The organism is Morganella sp. TYF_1, assembly GCF_043105645.1.
In the GTDB taxonomy this organism is placed as follows: domain Bacteria; phylum Pseudomonadota; class Gammaproteobacteria; order Enterobacterales; family Enterobacteriaceae; genus Morganella; species Morganella morganii_B.
In genome coordinates this window covers 290034-303374 of sequence record NZ_JBICLU010000025.1, presented here as the reverse complement: position 1 = coordinate 303374, position 13341 = coordinate 290034, and the positions used below count along the sequence as shown (strand labels likewise).

The following is a 13341-nucleotide window of genomic DNA, read 5'->3' as shown; positions in this document are numbered from 1 at the left end:
GCCCCTTTTTCTTACTGTGGTTTTTCCGGCCAGTCGATATCCGGTGCGATGATGGTGTCGATAGCTTCCAGCAGATCAAGATAATCCAGCCAGGCGATTAACATCGCTTCTTCATCCGGCCTGATACGTTTAAGTGCCAGTTTTGCCCGGAGCATTTCGGTTTCGGTGTGAACTTCAGAAATCAGGAACTGCTTTTTTTCTTCCGCCTGAAGAATCAGTTGTTCTTTTGTCGGCGGCGGATTGGCAATCTGATTTGCCTCGCCCTCACTGATTGCGACCCATCCGGCTTGTATTTCTGATTCCCATGAATCCTGATTTATCGGCATGATTTCGATACAAAACACATTATTATCTGTGTCTTTAAAAAACTTTTGTTCCAGAATTTCTGTGCTCATTAGCGCAACTCCATGACGACGACAGTTGTTCCGTCTTTTTGATATGAATATGTGTTACCGGGGGGCACGATAGCAGTGACAAAAGCGACTTTTAAATTCTGGTCATAACGCACATGTGAATGGGCGACAAGAGCACCGGCAACATACAATTTAATCCACGGCGCGTTGTTTCCGCTCATTTCTGCATAAATATTTATCATGAGTGGTTTTTTTAACCCGTTGGTGTAATTCACTCCCGGGCTTCGTTGTGAACTGACATTCGCCCATTTTTGATTAATTCCGATAGCCAGTTCTGATAAATCTGCACCTTTGGGCTGATATTTTCCGTCAGATTCTGCTTTTGAATAGCTGGTGCCTACAGCGGCTTTTTTACCGAGTTCGGTGGTCAGAAGATTTTGTGATACCACTTTGGTGGTGTCATTTCCCAGCTGATGGGTGATATCCGCTTTATCTATTTTTTTCAGCAGTTCCAGCTTTAAATACGAATGCAGAACATAATCATCTTTTGGCTGAAATTTACCCGGTAACCCGAGATTATCTATAAACTTTTGTTTATCAGGGATATCTGCGCCGTTTTGGTCTTTGGCGAGTTTGCTGTTGGCATCAGCAACACTCGCTTTTTTACCAAGTTCGGTGGTCAGAAGATTTTGTGACACCACTTTGCCGGTATCATTTCCCAGCTGCTGAGCGATATCCGCTTTATCAACTTTTTTAAGCAGTTCCAGTTTTAAGTACGGATGCAGAACATAATCACCAATCGGCTGATACGTCTTCGCGGCTCTGGCCTCTGATGCCTGAATCGCGGCATCAATACTTTTAGTCACATACTCCCGTGTTGCCAGCACCACGGACGGATCAACTTTCAGGGTGATGGCCTGGGTGCTGCTGACCATCAGCACCATCTGAATGATCTGTGTCCGGCCTGACCCTTCCTGTAAATTCGGTTTGTAGGTTTCCGGGGCGTTGCCGACCGCGATTAAACCGCCGTTATCATCAAACAGGCCGATTTCACGAATAAACCAGCCGCCCTCATTTTCAGGGATCACCTGTTCGGCAATGATGAAATTCGGATTTTTCTCGTCAACAGATACCTGATTGACTGCCGCCCGGCGGGTTTCACGGACTAACTTTGTCTGTGCCGGATCAGGAACCGGCAGCGTTCCGCCGCCGTCACCGACCGCCATTTTTGAAATATTCATCTGCGTACCCAGCGCGACAGCGTTCGCCAGCTGTGCCGCGCCGTAGTTCGTCAGGATAGCGAAATACTTTGCTGTCATGGGTTTACTCTCACTTTATCAATGGTTATCAGGGCTGCGCCAAAATAGTCCGCGCTTTCCACCCGGACGGTTTCCGGGATATACGGATAAACAGTCAGCGTGTCGCCGGTGTTGGTGGCGGCACAGCAGTAAAAATGTCCTGATGTGCTCAGGTTGATAGACAGCCCCAGCAGGTGACGGCTGACGGGCTTCGCGTCGAATATCAGGCGTTCCAGTTCGTAATAAGTTTCTTCGGTGATACCGGTTTCCGATACGCCGACCGTCAGGCGGAATGTCCCGTTACGACCACCGGTTTTCCACCACTCAGTAATGCGGATCAGATAGCCAAGCGGCTCCACGACACGCCGCAGCGCCCCGATGGTGCCTTTATGTTTATGAATGAACATAGACGCTTTGATAACATCCCGCTTTGTCCGCTCCGGCCAGTCAGCATCCCAGCGGTCAACCGACCACGCCCACGCCAGATACGGCAGCAGAGGCAGCGGACAGGTATCAGGATTGATCAGTATTTTTAGCGGCACCGGTACACGCTCTATCTCAGCGCACGCCCGGGCGGCGGCAATTTCCAGCGGGCTGGAACCTGTCGGCAGCAGGCGGCTACTCATCAGCTCCCCCGACCGTTACTGTCAAACCGGTACAAAATGATGACTGTGTATCGCTTATCACAATATCTTTTGCCGGGCTTTTCAGCTCAACGCGCTGAACTCCTTCAACATGCAGGGCGGCGTAAATAGCCGACAGGCGGATATCACGCCCGATACGGTGCTGCTCTTTCACATACCGCGCTATCCGTTCCCGGGCGGCGGCTTCTATCGGTTCGGCTTCCGGTGCCGGGAAAAGATAAAGCACCGCGTCAATGGCGTAACGGACAATCTCAACAGACTGCACAGTAACGCGGTCAGCCACCGGGCGCACATTTTCATCATTCAGTGCCTTATCAACGATGGTCAGCAGTTCCGGCGGTGCGGTGCCGTCACCCTCGCGTGACAGCACACTGACTGTCACGCAGGCAGGCTCCGGGCTGATTGCCGAGGCATCCGCCACCAGTCCGGAAGCGCTGCGGGCATGAAAAACATACGCGCCGACAGGCCCGGCAACACTCATTCCCTCAAATGCCTCCGGAATACGCATCCGGAAATCAGCATCGGATTCATAAACGGCCGGCAGTGGCGGGATCACTGTGTCGTCAGCCTCCCGGATAACCAGCCGTGACACGTTGTTGTTTGCACCCAGCTGATCCAAATCTGCCCCGTAAGCATAAGCCACCATGCAGGCGCGGGCAGCTTCATTGACCCGCTGGCGCAGCAGTAATTCCCGGTAGGCGCTTTCCTCTAACAGCTTGGTCAGCGGTTCGGATTCCAGTTGCAACACGCGGGCGACCGGCGCCCGCAGTTCTTCCGGCAGTGATGCCAGCAAGGCCGTTTTACGCTCAGTGAAAATCTGTTCGAAATCTAACGCTTCGATCACGTCCGGCGGCGGTAACTGGCTGATGTCGATGGTTGGCATGATTACCCCCGGGGAATTTCTGCCGTAAACGGCTGGTTATCGGTTTTTGTGCCCTGAAAATACAGGGTCGGTACATTGTTTTCGTCCGGTTTTACTTCAATGCGTTGCAGGCTGATACGCGGCTCCCAGCGCATCAACGCCATATAACAGGCGCTCATGACTTTCAGACGCGTTACCTTATTGTCCGGTTCATCAATCAGCTCTGACAGTAACGAACCGTATTCACGGCGCATAATGCGGGAACCGATAGGCGTGTGCAGAATGTCGTACATGCTCTGCGTAATATGCGCATCGTCACTGATGGTCATACCCGTTTGTCTGTCAAATCCGCTGTATGTCATTTTATTCCGTCCGTCCAACTGCCGCCGCGTTCTACGCCGCCGTGACTATGGTTGTCAACCACGACACCGTTTGATGAAAACTGACCGTCCTTATGTGTAATATTTCCGGTCATTTCACCGCCTTTTTCCACATTCAGGGTGGAGCACGTCAGGTTGTCTGAGCACACCACTTTCGGGGTATTAAAATTAATCTGCGTGCTGGCCGTCACTGTCACTTCCGGGGCGGTGGCATCAATTTTTTGCGCGGCGTTCACCGTAGCTTTCTGAATGCCGGTCACCGTTAATTCACCGGTTTCCGGCTCGTATTCGATTACGGCACCGTCACTGAATGTTTTGTGCATAGCCTGCGCACTGTGGCTCGGTGCGCTGTTTGCATCGCTGTACAGTGAACACAACACAAATGCCGTGGTTAATTCACCATTCACAGCGCCGAGCAGAACCTGCTCACCGGTAACCGGTGCCCACCATGAGCGCCCCGCTCCGGCACGGTCAGCGCCCCAGCGGATCCAGTCGGTGAGATTGCGCCCGGCTCTCACCCGGCAGACCATCTTCTCAGTGTCCACCTCTTCAACAACGCCAACACGTAGCAGGTTGGAAATAAGGCGTTCCAGTTCATTCAGTGTCATCGTGAGTTCACCAAATCCTGATAAATAAGTTCCAGCAGCCCAGCGCGTTCGTACTGCGACAGGCCGAGTAATTCACGTTTCGGGTACTGCGTCCGCGCCAGCTCGTTAACGGCACCGGTGAGGCCGTACTGATGCTGCCGGGCAATGGCGGCGGCTTTACCCTGAAACCCGACAACGGCGGCATCCGGAAAAGCCTGTGCCCGCAAAAACCGGGCAGTGCGCAGCCGCTTAAACATCGGATCCGCGCGTTTTGTGCTGCGGCGGGTTTCTGACAGGTCGATGGACAGAAAGCGTTCAATATCTTTCCGCATGAATGACCGTATCGCGCCGCGCTCTTCGTCATAGCCGGTAATCATCCGGCCGTTTCGCCCCCTGGTGTTACGCCAGCCCCGCAGGCGGCGGACTTCACCCTTATACAGAAATTCAATACCCTGCTTTGACCGCAGCACCCGTGTTTTTCGTGCCTGGTAAGGTGAGCCGTCCGCATTTTGCTGACTGCGGATCCGTTTCTGCTGGTCTGTCCGGATAGCTTTTGCCAGTTTTGCCGACAACCGGCGGCGGTATGCCGGGCTTGTCGTTGACAGCAGCCGCGATAACTCGGCATCCAGCTGTGAAAACAGCGTGGTTTCGTTACTCATGCTGCCGCCTTGCGGGGGTTAAAATCCGGTTCCGGCAGGTGTGTAACGATATCTTCACCGTCTGTTTCCTCAACAATCACACGCTCTGTCACCGGCATAACAAACAAAATATCAGCGGTGTTGTTATCCAGAATATCCGCATCAAAACTGATCCCGCGCTCGCGCTTGTCCGGGTTGAATATCAGTGACGGCTGATGCTTCCGCACCCATTTCAGGATGGTGACTGTCAATTTATCCAGTGAGTTCGGGTAATCCATTGCCAGTACGTTCAGCTCATAGCTGTACAGAAATGAGAGTCCGGGCGTACCGGTTGCGATAACCGATCCCTTTGACGCGTACACTTCCAGTGCTTCAGCGTTCTGCCGGAAGTATGGCTCCCGCGCCGTGAGAAAATCCCGCAGTAACTTTGGTTTCAGCATCACTGCCCCCTGTAGTGGTTAATCGCACTGACACAACGCTTTTCAAGGCTTTTACGGTCAGTACCGCAGCTGTTATCTGTCAGCAGATATGCCGAAGAGATCAGAAACACGACCAGAAAAATCAGGGTGCCAATGACATAACAGATTGTTTTCATGGTGATACCCTGCACTGTTTTTCTAACTCCCTGACCCGGGATTGCAGATAATCTAATTTTGCCTGATCGCTGATGATTCCGGCTCTGATATCGAAAACAGTTCGTTCAGCTTTTTCAGTGAGTCGGATTTCGGTTCCATCGCCCACGCTGCCGCTGCCGGTATTTCTGCCTGCTGACAATTCACAGGTGGCAAGGTCGGCACCGGTGAGCCGCAACCGGCGAACACCATCACGAACGGCATCACGCAGATGATTATTTTCCTCAAGCGCATCTTTCAGTTTTCCTGTGTGTCTGGCGTCCAGTTCGGCAGCTTTACGCTGTGCTGTCCGCATCCGTTCCGCTGCTGCATCACTTTGCTGTTTCGCTGCCAGCGTCAGCGCGTTTAATGTGGTCTGGTGTGTGGTGGTCAGTACTGCGATTTTCCTGTCGTAGTACCATTTCCCGCCGACAGTCAGCAGTAACAGGCCGACAATGGCACAGGCCGAAAAGCCGATCTTATTCATCATCCAGCCCCCAGCACGCAAGCGCGGCCTCCTGTTCCCGGCGCAGTACCTGACCGTAACAGCCGTTTTTCTGCCCTTTGGTCTTCCGGCAGTCTTTCCCGCCGTCATAGATCCAGCGTTTTATTTCCTGACAGGCACCACGTTTATCACCGGCATTCAGTTTTTTATAAAATGTGGATGTGAAACACTTCCCCGGGCCGATGTTATACGGGCAAAAACTGGCAATACCGGCAATCTGTGCATCATTCAGCGGCACATGCACATTACGCAGCACCCACTGCACCGCCTTTTCAGCCTCAATACGGTTCACTTTGGCGCACTGCTCCGCTGTCAGTGTCATACCGCGCGTTACAGGCTTGCCGTCAATCCGGGTCACACCCCGGCAGATAGTCCAGATGCCGCCGCCGTCCTGATACGCGGTCAGCGAATTACCTTCTTTCTCATCCAGAAGCTGATCGACAATGGCGGTCGCTCCGGCACCACCCAGCAACAAACCGATCATTACTTTGCTGAATACATTCAGGTTATTCTGTTGCATCACAATTCCTGTTTCGGTGCGGTAATGAAATCTTTTGCGGATCCGCTACTGATACCCTGCTGTTTCAGGGTTTCCACATAATCCGCCCATATCGCTGTGCGCTGCTGCTGCGAGCGCCGGTTAAGCAGGTAATTCAGCACACCGAGCGCAATACTGACGGCCAGCCCGATTAAAAAGCCCATTTCATACAAAGAAAGCCCGGAGAAAAACGCGCCAATCGTGGCGAAAGAATAGGTGAGTCTGCTGTGTAATTCGTCCATCCCTAATCCCACAATTGAACAGTATCTTTCTGTTTTGGTTCGGTAATGTCCGGCATTTCCACCCACTGACCCGGACGTAAAACGGTTGCCAGACACAGCCCCGGATTCGCATCAAGAACCTGTGTGACGACTCCCTGCGTGCGCCGGTAGTGCCGGTAACAGAGTAAATCCACGGTATCGCCCTGCTGTGCCTGTACTTTCATTACGCCAGCTCCGCCACCATGCGCCGCAGCCCCATCAGGTCACGTACGGCGTTCTGTCCGTCACGGCGCAGATCATCAATCTGCGTGCTCAGGGCTTCCGCGTGTTTTTCACCTTCGCGGGTTGTGTCGATATCACGATAATTTTCAATCAGATATGACTTTGTGAAGCTGTAAACCGCCTGGCGGTATAAAAATAAATGCCGGGTTTCATCGTTGACCGGTGTTGACGGCACATCACCCAGCGTTTTCGCTGTCTGCGCTGCCTGCCATCCTTTCAGCAGGTCATTGACATACAGGGCGGCACCGGTCGCAGCGTGCTTCAGTCTCGCGGTGGTAACCGTGCCGTTAACCCGCATAGCCCAGCGCAGATCAGACAATGTGATATCCGGGTAAAACGGGATGGTTGTCACCACTACGCCCTTGTCACTGATATCTGTCGTTTCATCGGTCGGCGCAACGGCCTTGGGTGCGACTAATCCGCTCATGGGATCACCTCGGTAAAAAAACGGCGGTGGACGACGTGGACGCAGTAATTAACCCCGCCCCATCGTGCCGCCGTGGCACACGGGGGTGCATTCGGTTATGACGCGGCTTTTTTCCGTGTCGTTGTTGGCTTTTTAGCGCTGCCCGGCTTTGGTTTTGTGCCGGTACCTTTCGCCGGGGTATTTTTCACCGGTTTCTTTTCCGGTTCCGGCGCAGCGTCCTGTTTACTGTCGTCAGCTTTTTTCAGCTCCCGTTGCAGCAGTTCAATATCCCGTTTCACACCGGATTTGCTGTGCAGCAGCAGCGCACGCTGTAACAGCTCAAGCGCCCGGGATTTATCTTCCGGCTGCTTACTCAGGCGCAGTGTGTACGCCAGTGCTTTACAGAGTTTTGCCTGTACTTCGTTCGGTACATCATGGTACTCAGTCAGTGTTCTGACGCGTTCCAGTACCGGCAGCGGGATCAGCTGGTCAGCACCGACACCGGCAGAAAACAGGGTCAGCGCTTTATCACAGATTTCATCAATCACCATCACCGCCGGTGTGCGGTTGTAGCGTTCCGGCAGCGGTAAATGGTGTGCCAGCACGTAACCTGCCATATCCAGCGCCCGGTCATAGTTTCCGCAGTCAATCTGCCAGACCAGAACGGTCGTAAAAACCTCATCTGACTGGCCGGTATTGGCCGCAATAACGCCGTCAATCCACGGTTCGTACTGGTCAAGCACCGTTTTCTTGTACTCAATTTTGAACTCAGTGCCCTGAATATCGCTCAGGCGTGACTGATCGTGACGCAGACGATGCAGGATCTGCTCGTATGCCGTCATGTTTACGGTTGTTTGTTCGCTGCCCCGGCGCTCTGCCATGACGCGTTGCCAGTGTTCCTGAGCAGGTGTTAACTGTTGCATTGCATATCCCCCGATAAACACCGGTGCCCGGCGGCACCGGCTGTGACAATGTTATTCGCCGCTGCTCTCAGCTTCGGCGTAAGTGATACCTTCAATCAGGCAGGCGAGACCGTAATCTTCCACGGCGTAACCGTCATTACTCTGTGCATAGGTGGCAATACGGTTATATTCCGGCTCATTTTTAATGAAGCGGTTTAACTTCCCTTTCTGCCAGTAAATGGACAGGTTTTTCATGGTGGTGATTAACACAGCGCCATCCGGGAAATACGGCACCTGAACAGACGGAATTCCGCCTACGCTGCTGAGTTTCATCAGCTCGTTACCGGTCATCAGTTCCATATTCGGATTTTGCTGGCTGTGCTGATTGATGATTTTGAAGTTTTTCTGTGTGACCAGCTGACGGCCGACAATCGCCACCATTCCCGGGGCGTTGTGGTGCCACGGATCGATCAGGGTGTTTACTGCGTCATACACAACAGCATCAATATTGGCGTAACGGCCTTTTTTGATAATTTTCCCGTCCTCGTCACGCGAAGTCAGCGTGATATTTTTCATCACACGCTGCGGTGCCCGTTCACGCACAAGCTGTAACCAGCCGATATTGACGTCCTGAAGTAACGGGTTTTGCTTACGGTCTGATTTCGCCGCACACTTAACCCCGTTAAAACCAATCATCAGGCGGTCAAGCCCTTCACGCTGGACAATCTGCTGATTAATCAGGCTCTGGAACTGAGGATGCCCCGCCCAGGCGTCGAGCTGGGTATACGGGATCATTGTGTCAAAGTTGGTTTGCGCACATTTGAATGTGTTTTCATCCATCCCGAAAGCCTGTGCAGGCTCGCGGCGGTCGGTGGTTGACGTATTACGGCTGGCAATTGGCTGACTGGAAGCGACCAGAATCGTTGACCCTTCTTGTTCAGTCACACCGAATGAATTGATTTCTTTCAGGAAAGGGCTGCTTTCCATCACGGCCTTTTCAATCTTCTGCTGCACTGACGGATCAACAGAAAATTGCAGTGATTTACCGTCACGGACGGCATGGTTTAAACGCGCCTGATTGTCCAGGTAGGACAGATACGCTTTATTTGCTTCAGGTGTTAATGACATATCAGTTTTTCCTTAAAATTCAGACTGAACGTAACCGCCGTTACCGGTGGAAAGCTGGCGCTGTTCGTTATCCGCGTCAGTGCCGCCGAGCTGCGTTTTCAGGGCGGATAATTCCTGTTTCAGCGTCGCCACTTCACCTGACAGCGTTTCTTTTTCGGCAGTCAGTTTCTGCATGGCCGTTAACGCCTCTGCACAGGTTTTCGCGGTCAGATTGATACCTTCCTGCAACGCGGCAATGTCGTGATTACTGTTTTCACGCTGGATCCCGAGCACTTTTTTCAGTCCGGTAAGGAATTCAGCTGCCAGTGATTTCTGCTCTGCCTGCTGCTTTTCCGCAGCGCTCATCTTCACGACCGTTTCCAGTGATGCGGTATAGGTATTTTTTGCATCTTCCGGCAGGCCGCGTTCACGGTTACTCAGGGTGATAACCTGCGTGCCGAATGCCGCCGGGGTATCAGTCAGCGCAACGCCGGTCAGATAGGCACCTTTTGCCGCGTCATTCGGGCAATCCGGTAAAAATTCGATACTGGAAAAAATCTTCTGACCGCTTTCGTTCAGGGCAATTAATGGTGCGTCTTTGACCGGGTCAATGGTGGCGGAGATTTCCAGCGCCAATTTTCCTTTTAACGGCCCGTCTTCCAGCTCATAAGCACGGACGGAATCGACCATAGAAAAATGGCGCCACTGGCTGTCCGGTAACACGCTTTTGATGTGTTCCAGATTGATACGCGCGGCATACAGCTGCGGGCTGTAGTTGTCAGCCATCTGCTGAATCTGGTCACGCGAGACAGCAAAGCCGTTTAACGTGCCGCCCTCGGTACAGACGATGACCTGTAGTTTTTTATTGTCTTCTGACATGGATTTTCACTCCGGAGATAACAACAATTCTGTGTGTCTGTATCTTCGCAAGTGCTTGTTTCCGGTTCAAAAGCTTTGCCTTGTGACATCGGTGTGACAAGTGAAACCCGTGGAGGTGTACGCGCGCGATGTGGGAAAGTTGACGCATGATAACTGACTCTCAGCGCGATCCGCGGTCGGAAGCGAAAAGCCTGTACTGGCAGGCGTACAGTATTTCACAGATAGCGTCACACCTCGGTGTGAGCGCCAACACGCTCTATTCGTGGCGCAGACGGGATAAATGGGATGAAACCCACCCGGTTCAGCGCGTCAGTGATGAGATTCATGTCCGTATTCTGCGGATCCTCAATAAAAAAGACCTGACCGCGCACGATTTTAAAGTGATGGATTTTCTCGGCCGTCAGATGGCGCGGCTGAACAAAGAAAGCGACAAGCAGGAGAAAGAGAAGAAGCCGAAGACGCCGAAGAACCACTTTACCGAAGAGCAGATCGAACAACTCCGGCAGCTGGCACTTGAACCGCTGTTTGAACATCAGAAGAAGTGGTTTAAGCAGAAAAACCGCCGTAACCGCATGATTTTAAAATCACGGCAAATCGGCGCGACCTGGTATTTTGCCCGCGAGGCACTGCTGCACGCACTGGAAACCGGCAATAACCAAATATTCCTGTCAGCCAGCCGGGCACAGGCGCATCAGTTTAAAGGCTTCATTATCGCCCTCGCGCGGCTCGTCGGCGTGGAGCTGAAAGGCGGGGATAAAATTATTCTGTCCACCGGTACAACATTCTATTTTCTCGGTACCGCTGCGGCATCCGCACAGTCCTACACCGGGGATCTCTATTTTGATGAGTTCTTTTGGGTGGCTAACTTCGCCGAACTGCGTAAAGTGGCGGCGGCTATGGCGTCACAGGTCGGATTACGCCGGACTTATTTCTCTACCCCCTCATCTGAAGAGCATGAGGCTTATCCGTTCTGGACAGGTGACTTCTTCAATGAATCCCGGCCTGAATCCAAAAAAATCAGCATTGATACCACACACAAAACCCTGAAAAACGGTGTGCTGTGCGGGGACAATATCTGGCGGCAGATTGTCACTATCCATGATGCGATTAACAGCGGGTTTGACCTGATATCACTGGCTGATATCGAAAGCGAGAACACCCCGGACGATCTCGAAAACCTCTATAACTGTAAGTTTGTTAAAGCCGGTGAACGGGCATTCGACTATAACGCCCTTATTTACCGTGGTGTTGATGGTTATAACCGTGATGTCTGGCCGGACTGGAAGCCTTACGCCGACAGGCCACTCGGTAATAAACCGGTGCGCATCGGTGCCGACCCGACCGGCACCGGCGGCAATGGTGACGGCCTCGGCCTCGCTGTGCTCGCCCCGCCTGCCATTCCCAGCGGGAAATGGCGGGTTGTCGAGGCGCTGCGCTTCCGTGGCATGGCCTTTGAAAAACAGGCCGAGGAAATCAGAAAACTGACACTGCGCTACAACGTGCAGGGGATCAACATTGATATTACCGGTGGTACCGGCGAAGCCGTGTATGAGCTGGTGAAAAAATTCTACCCGGCAGTACAGGGCATCCGTTATACCCCGCAGGTCAAGCGGATGATGGTACTTAAAGCGCAGATGCTTATCCGCAACGGACGCATTGAATATGATGCCGGGGCATCACAGATCCCGTCGTCTTTCATGACTATCAAAAAAGTTATCACACAGGGCGGCATTGTCACCTATGCGTCAGACCGCACACGCGGCGTTGATCACGGGGATATTGCCTGGTCTGTTATGAACGTTTTATACGCTGAACCTATCGGCAGTGAATCCGCAGACAGCGGATCCTGCGTATCGGAGTTTTAACCATGAAAAAAAAGAAAACACAGCCCGTCACCGCTAAAGCAGAACTCCCCGCTGACAAGCAGTGTGCTGCATTCACCTTTGATAATCCTGTGCCGGTCACCGGTGCTTATGACCTGCTCGACTGCATGGAGTGCGCGAAAACCGATAAGTGGTATGAAACGCCGTTAGACTTCTACAGCATCGCCCGCGCATTCCGTTCAGCGGTACATCATGAATCACCGCTGCTGTTTAAGCGCAACGTTATCATGAGCTGTTTTATCCCGCATAAATCCCTGTCCTATCAGGAAATGAACGCCTACGTTCTTGATTATCTTGTATTCGGAAACGGATATCTTGAGCGCCGCCGCAATATGTTCGGCGGACTGCTGCAACTGAAACGATCACCGGCCAAATACACACGGCGCGGGATTGACCTGGACACCTATTATTTCGTTCAGACATGGCAGGATGCGCATGAATTTAAGCGCGGCGATGCTTTCCATCTGATCAACCCGGATATTAACCAGGAGATTTACGGTCTGCCGGAATATCTGGCCGGGCTGATATCCGCCAAACTCAATAAATCGGCTACCACATTCCGGGTTAACTACTATGAGAACGGCTCACACGCCGGGGTGATTGTTTATCTCAATGACGCACTGGCCGACCCGAACGGTGTTGAGGATCTGAAAGGCGCATTGCAGAAATCACGCCGTGACGGGGCTTTCAAGAACCTGTTTGTTTATTCGGCCAACGGGAAAAAGGACGGTATTCAGATCCTGCCGTTCAGCCAGATAGCGGCCAAAGATGAATTTATGAACGTGAAAGATGCTACCCGTGATGATTTGCTTGCTATGCACCGTGTGCCGCCGCAGCTGATGGGTATCGTGCCGACCGGCGCAGGTAGCTTCGGTGATGTGGAAAAGGCCGCGAAAGTTTTTTCTATCAATGAGCTGATGCCAATCATGCAGAGCCTGAAATCCGTAAATGATTGGGTCGGTGAAGAGGTGGTGCGCTTCAATGAGTACGCCCTACTTGAAGCCCTCGGCGCAAAGTAAATAATCACCCCGTATCAGGCGCAGCGTAACCCATCACACGCCGCGCTGACCATCATTGATACCCTGCCATTTGTTTTCACCTACCACGCTCGCACACCCTGTAAAACAGGCGCAGAAATGCGCCTTTTTTATGTGCCGGACACACGGAGAAAGAGCGGCACCCTATCCCCCTCAGCGCGCGATTGCTCCCCCGCCTCGCCCGCACACAAAAGGTGTGCTTTTTTGT

General features: G+C 52.6%; 19 protein-coding genes. 2 read left to right on the top strand and 17 right to left on the bottom strand.

Going from position 1 to position 13341, the window contains the following annotated elements; all coding sequences use genetic code 11:
- Positions 1-11: 11 nt before the first annotated feature.
- From ACF8OF_RS13160 to ACF8OF_RS13080, 17 genes are all read right to left on the bottom strand, one after another.
- Positions 12-395, bottom strand: coding sequence for a tail fiber assembly protein (locus ACF8OF_RS13160; RefSeq protein WP_392496899.1), 384 nt, complete (start codon positions 393-395; stop codon positions 12-14).
- The gene (locus tag ACF8OF_RS13155) at positions 395-1672 is read right to left on the bottom strand and encodes a phage tail protein (RefSeq protein WP_392496898.1); all 1278 of its coding nucleotides are present in this window, start codon (positions 1670-1672) and stop codon (positions 395-397) included. Before ACF8OF_RS13155 ends, ACF8OF_RS13160 begins: the two co-directional genes overlap by 1 nt.
- The gene (locus ACF8OF_RS13150) at positions 1669-2277 is read right to left on the bottom strand and encodes a phage tail protein I (RefSeq protein WP_392496896.1); all 609 of its coding nucleotides are present in this window, start codon (positions 2275-2277) and stop codon (positions 1669-1671) included. Before ACF8OF_RS13150 ends, ACF8OF_RS13155 begins: the two co-directional genes overlap by 4 nt.
- On the bottom strand, positions 2270-3178 hold the full coding sequence (locus ACF8OF_RS13145; protein WP_392496895.1) for a baseplate J/gp47 family protein: 909 nt from the start codon (positions 3176-3178) through the stop codon (positions 2270-2272). Before ACF8OF_RS13145 ends, ACF8OF_RS13150 begins: the two co-directional genes overlap by 8 nt.
- Positions 3179-3180: 2 nt before the next feature.
- Positions 3181-3519, bottom strand: coding sequence for a GPW/gp25 family protein (locus ACF8OF_RS13140; RefSeq protein ID WP_392496894.1), 339 nt, complete (start codon positions 3517-3519; stop codon positions 3181-3183).
- Positions 3516-4145: a phage baseplate assembly protein V gene (locus ACF8OF_RS13135; RefSeq protein ID WP_392496893.1), complete on the bottom strand. Its 630-nt coding sequence runs from the start codon at positions 4143-4145 to the stop codon at positions 3516-3518. Before ACF8OF_RS13135 ends, ACF8OF_RS13140 begins: the two co-directional genes overlap by 4 nt.
- Positions 4142-4783: a phage virion morphogenesis protein gene (locus tag ACF8OF_RS13130; RefSeq protein WP_392496891.1), complete on the bottom strand. Its 642-nt coding sequence runs from the start codon at positions 4781-4783 to the stop codon at positions 4142-4144. The genes ACF8OF_RS13135 and ACF8OF_RS13130 overlap by 4 nt, the downstream gene beginning before the upstream one ends.
- Positions 4780-5202, bottom strand: a complete 423-nt coding sequence (locus ACF8OF_RS13125; protein WP_182116158.1) for a phage tail protein — start codon at positions 5200-5202, stop codon at positions 4780-4782. Before ACF8OF_RS13125 ends, ACF8OF_RS13130 begins: the two co-directional genes overlap by 4 nt.
- Entirely contained in the window at positions 5202-5357 is a 156-nt protein-coding gene (locus ACF8OF_RS13120; RefSeq protein WP_392496890.1) for a hypothetical protein, read from the bottom strand. Before ACF8OF_RS13120 ends, ACF8OF_RS13125 begins: the two co-directional genes overlap by 1 nt.
- Positions 5354-5863, bottom strand: a complete 510-nt coding sequence (locus ACF8OF_RS13115) for a lysis system i-spanin subunit Rz (protein WP_392496889.1) — start codon at positions 5861-5863, stop codon at positions 5354-5356. Before ACF8OF_RS13115 ends, ACF8OF_RS13120 begins: the two co-directional genes overlap by 4 nt.
- On the bottom strand, positions 5853-6398 hold the full coding sequence (locus ACF8OF_RS13110; protein ID WP_392496888.1) for a lysozyme: 546 nt from the start codon (positions 6396-6398) through the stop codon (positions 5853-5855). The genes ACF8OF_RS13115 and ACF8OF_RS13110 overlap by 11 nt, the downstream gene beginning before the upstream one ends.
- Complete coding sequence (locus ACF8OF_RS13105) at positions 6398-6658, bottom strand: hypothetical protein (protein ID WP_392496886.1); 261 nt, start codon at positions 6656-6658, stop codon at positions 6398-6400. The genes ACF8OF_RS13110 and ACF8OF_RS13105 overlap by 1 nt, the downstream gene beginning before the upstream one ends.
- Before the next feature lie 2 nt (positions 6659-6660).
- Positions 6661-6861: a tail protein X gene (locus ACF8OF_RS13100; RefSeq protein ID WP_049247083.1), complete on the bottom strand. Its 201-nt coding sequence runs from the start codon at positions 6859-6861 to the stop codon at positions 6661-6663.
- Positions 6861-7346 (bottom strand): head completion/stabilization protein, encoded by a 486-nt coding sequence (locus ACF8OF_RS13095; RefSeq protein WP_392496885.1) that lies wholly within the window; start codon positions 7344-7346, stop codon positions 6861-6863. The genes ACF8OF_RS13100 and ACF8OF_RS13095 overlap by 1 nt, the downstream gene beginning before the upstream one ends.
- Before the next feature lie 95 nt (positions 7347-7441).
- Entirely contained in the window at positions 7442-8248 is an 807-nt protein-coding gene (gpM, locus tag ACF8OF_RS13090) for a phage terminase small subunit (RefSeq protein WP_392496884.1), read from the bottom strand.
- A gap of 51 nt (positions 8249-8299) precedes the next feature.
- The gene (locus ACF8OF_RS13085; protein ID WP_392496882.1) at positions 8300-9355 is read right to left on the bottom strand and encodes a phage major capsid protein, P2 family; all 1056 of its coding nucleotides are present in this window, start codon (positions 9353-9355) and stop codon (positions 8300-8302) included.
- A gap of 12 nt (positions 9356-9367) precedes the next feature.
- The gene (locus ACF8OF_RS13080; RefSeq protein ID WP_392496880.1) at positions 9368-10213 is read right to left on the bottom strand and encodes a GPO family capsid scaffolding protein; all 846 of its coding nucleotides are present in this window, start codon (positions 10211-10213) and stop codon (positions 9368-9370) included.
- 146 nt (positions 10214-10359) lie between these two features.
- On the opposite strand from ACF8OF_RS13080, the gene ACF8OF_RS13075 reads away from it, so the two are divergent.
- Both ACF8OF_RS13075 and ACF8OF_RS13070 read left to right on the top strand, forming a co-directional pair.
- Positions 10360-12078, top strand: coding sequence for a terminase large subunit domain-containing protein (locus tag ACF8OF_RS13075; protein WP_392496879.1), 1719 nt, complete (start codon positions 10360-10362; stop codon positions 12076-12078).
- 2 nt (positions 12079-12080) lie between these two features.
- Complete coding sequence (locus tag ACF8OF_RS13070) at positions 12081-13115, top strand: phage portal protein (protein ID WP_392496878.1); 1035 nt, start codon at positions 12081-12083, stop codon at positions 13113-13115.
- Positions 13116-13341 lie beyond the last annotated feature (226 nt).

Coding starts and splice junctions, on each gene's coding strand:
- ACF8OF_RS13160 (WP_392496899.1), bottom strand. CDS start 395: ATGAGCACAGAAATTCTGGAACAAAAGTTTTTTAAAGACACAGATAAT.
- ACF8OF_RS13155 (WP_392496898.1), bottom strand. CDS start 1,672: ATGACAGCAAAGTATTTCGCTATCCTGACGAACTACGGCGCGGCACAG.
- ACF8OF_RS13150 (WP_392496896.1), bottom strand. CDS start 2,277: ATGAGTAGCCGCCTGCTGCCGACAGGTTCCAGCCCGCTGGAAATTGCC.
- ACF8OF_RS13145 (WP_392496895.1), bottom strand. CDS start 3,178: ATGCCAACCATCGACATCAGCCAGTTACCGCCGCCGGACGTGATCGAA.
- ACF8OF_RS13140 (WP_392496894.1), bottom strand. CDS start 3,519: ATGACATACAGCGGATTTGACAGACAAACGGGTATGACCATCAGTGAC.
- ACF8OF_RS13135 (WP_392496893.1), bottom strand. CDS start 4,145: ATGACACTGAATGAACTGGAACGCCTTATTTCCAACCTGCTACGTGTT.
- ACF8OF_RS13130 (WP_392496891.1), bottom strand. CDS start 4,783: ATGAGTAACGAAACCACGCTGTTTTCACAGCTGGATGCCGAGTTATCG.
- ACF8OF_RS13125 (WP_182116158.1), bottom strand. CDS start 5,202: ATGCTGAAACCAAAGTTACTGCGGGATTTTCTCACGGCGCGGGAGCCA.
- ACF8OF_RS13120 (WP_392496890.1), bottom strand. CDS start 5,357: ATGAAAACAATCTGTTATGTCATTGGCACCCTGATTTTTCTGGTCGTG.
- ACF8OF_RS13115 (WP_392496889.1), bottom strand. CDS start 5,863: ATGATGAATAAGATCGGCTTTTCGGCCTGTGCCATTGTCGGCCTGTTA.
- ACF8OF_RS13110 (WP_392496888.1), bottom strand. CDS start 6,398: ATGCAACAGAATAACCTGAATGTATTCAGCAAAGTAATGATCGGTTTG.
- ACF8OF_RS13105 (WP_392496886.1), bottom strand. CDS start 6,658: ATGGACGAATTACACAGCAGACTCACCTATTCTTTCGCCACGATTGGC.
- ACF8OF_RS13100 (WP_049247083.1), bottom strand. CDS start 6,861: ATGAAAGTACAGGCACAGCAGGGCGATACCGTGGATTTACTCTGTTAC.
- ACF8OF_RS13095 (WP_392496885.1), bottom strand. CDS start 7,346: ATGAGCGGATTAGTCGCACCCAAGGCCGTTGCGCCGACCGATGAAACG.
- gpM (WP_392496884.1), bottom strand. CDS start 8,248: ATGCAACAGTTAACACCTGCTCAGGAACACTGGCAACGCGTCATGGCA.
- ACF8OF_RS13085 (WP_392496882.1), bottom strand. CDS start 9,355: ATGTCATTAACACCTGAAGCAAATAAAGCGTATCTGTCCTACCTGGAC.
- ACF8OF_RS13080 (WP_392496880.1), bottom strand. CDS start 10,213: ATGTCAGAAGACAATAAAAAACTACAGGTCATCGTCTGTACCGAGGGC.
- ACF8OF_RS13075 (WP_392496879.1), top strand. CDS start 10,360: ATGATAACTGACTCTCAGCGCGATCCGCGGTCGGAAGCGAAAAGCCTG.
- ACF8OF_RS13070 (WP_392496878.1), top strand. CDS start 12,081: ATGAAAAAAAAGAAAACACAGCCCGTCACCGCTAAAGCAGAACTCCCC.